This window comes from Pseudomonas sp. C5pp (assembly GCF_000814065.1).
GTDB classification, from domain to species: domain Bacteria; phylum Pseudomonadota; class Gammaproteobacteria; order Pseudomonadales; family Pseudomonadaceae; genus Aquipseudomonas; species Aquipseudomonas asiatica.
Genome location: NZ_JWLN01000079.1, coordinates 1 through 1,996, shown reverse-complemented (window position 1 = coordinate 1,996; position 1,996 = coordinate 1). Strand labels below are relative to the sequence as shown.

Here is a 1,996-nt window from a genome sequence, read left to right as displayed (position 1 = left end):
CCAAGAAGCAGCAACGGGGTCAGGATGAACCAGGGCCAGATCGGCTTTTTGGCTTTTGGTGGCTGGACGCCGTCAGCCGTACCCGTGAGCAGGCTCACTTGGCAGTGCTTACACCTGATCGCTTCAGCCTTGATGGTCTCGGCGCAGTATGGGCATTTTTTATCAGATGATTCCAAGTCTCGACCTCCGTTTCATGAGGTCGCCATCCTACCACGCTGGCCATCCGCCATCACGCAAGTAAAGAAAAGCCCGCCGAGGCGGGCTTCTGGTACTGCTCTTAAATAATCGTGAGTCCATCAGGGGCTTGTGAAATTTGCAATCCCCCACACTGAATCTCTTCCCCGTCGGCTATGACCGTTACATGGACCTTGGTGGGAGCAGCCAGGTGGAACGGAGAAAGGACTACCATTGCCTTCGCTTCAAAGCCCTTCGGATCATCTATGATGCTTGCGCTTCTCTTTATTTCGTTAAGCTGAGCCTCGTCGAGGGAAATATCAAAAATGACATTCCCGTCCATGATCCCCTTGAAGCTCACAGACTGGAAGGGTCTGTCAACAGGTGTACTGGCTGTGATCACTGCGCACAGTTTCGGCAGCACGGTCGGGAAGGACTGCAAATACATCAAGGACCCAAAAATCCCCATCAGGGATATTTTGTTGTTCAGCTCGTTCCTGATGTCGTCACAAAAAACAGAGTAAGCAAAGCGAGTCATTGTCTTGCCTTAAGTTGGTAGGCTTTCTCTTGTCTGTCGAGAATTTCCTCAAGCTTATCTGCTGAGATCCCGAGCACTTCACAGAGTTTTTTGCAGGTAGAACGCAGGGGGTCTGTGTTCCCTTTCTCCAAGCGCGCAACCTGGGCCTGGGTAGTGCCCAGCAGGGAGGCAAACTGAGTCTGGTTTAGGTTTCGCTTGAGTCGAAGCGTGCGAAGGGTTTCGCCTTCGTCCGCAAGAACCTCACGGGCTACCCATTCTCGGGCCTCAGCCATTTTTGAGCGGTGCTCAGCGCTGGAGTCCAGCTTTGCAACAAGCTTTGAGAATGCAGTGTTTTTCTGGGCCAACGGCGCGGGAAGAACCGCTGTCTCAAATTTGATAACAACGGCCCGGTTGGCGGTCCCAGAAGCCTCACCAACCTTCCTGCTCAAGGCGCTTGTAAGCGGCAAGGACGCGCTGTGTGACAGGGTGGCTTGGTTCATAATTAAAAGCTCTCTCTACTACAGCTAGCACAAAATAGACGTCGCTGGCAGGGATGAAGGCGTAAATAATCCGGTACTCGTACCCGAGCCTGGACAGCTCGAAATCCCTAAGCCGCCAAATATTCAGCCCTTTGCGATACAGGTTTATCCACTTGGCAATGCTTACCGATGCTCCCTCCTCAGGATCGTGAGGTTTCCCGCCGTAGTGGTCCCAAGACAATTTCTCCATAAGATCTTGGCTGCAGGAGATCTCCTCGAGCAGCGCAACAAGCCGGTAGCCAGCCTCTGGCACCGCTTCCAAAATCCTTTCCAAATCCTGGGTGGCTTCGTCGCCTACTATGAGCTCGTACAATATATCGCCCTTGGTATATTTGCAAGGTCCATCAAGATTGTGAGGCCTCCGAGATGCGATCAGACCTCAGATAGAAGATCCTCGCCAGCTCTGCATCGAGCGGCTACGAGGCGTCGATGCGCGTGGGTCTTGCGACCCTCACACCAGGTGCGCATTCCACACCAGCAGCACCCGGGCCTGGATGTAGGTCATGTCCCGGCGGATCAGTCGATCCTTGTGCCTCGGGTTGTCCGAAATCATCTCGTAGTGCTCTTCATCAGCCACCTGCAGGCGCTTGATATAGAGCAGATCATCCCAGACGAAGAGGTATATCCCGTCGCCCACGAACTCGCGGACGTTGATGTTCACGATCAGCGGGTCGCGGTGCTTGATGGTGGGCTCCATCGACTGGCCCCAGCCGGTGACCACCTTCAGGTGGAAGTGCTCTTCGAACTCGACGCCCAGCTCACGGAG

General features: G+C 54.2%; 4 protein-coding genes. All 4 read right to left on the bottom strand.

The genetic code is table 11. The features are described 5' to 3' along the window. Window positions 1-277 precede the first annotated feature (277 nt). Window positions 278-712, bottom strand: a complete 435-nt coding sequence (locus tag RR51_RS28640) for a DUF6941 family protein (protein ID WP_052261141.1) — start codon at window positions 710-712, stop codon at window positions 278-280. Further along, complete coding sequence (locus RR51_RS29875) at window positions 709-1,191, bottom strand: helix-turn-helix domain-containing protein (RefSeq protein ID WP_082044784.1); 483 nt, start codon at window positions 1,189-1,191, stop codon at window positions 709-711. The genes RR51_RS28640 and RR51_RS29875 overlap by 4 nt, the downstream gene beginning before the upstream one ends. Further along, window positions 1,121-1,543 (bottom strand): hypothetical protein, encoded by a 423-nt coding sequence (locus tag RR51_RS28330; RefSeq protein ID WP_039615466.1) that lies wholly within the window; start codon window positions 1,541-1,543, stop codon window positions 1,121-1,123. The genes RR51_RS29875 and RR51_RS28330 overlap by 71 nt, the downstream gene beginning before the upstream one ends. A 138-nt stretch (window positions 1,544-1,681) precedes the next feature. Beyond that, window positions 1,682-1,996, bottom strand: a 315-nt coding sequence (locus RR51_RS28325; protein WP_039615465.1) for a S24 family peptidase, incomplete at its 5' end; no start/stop codon positions are given.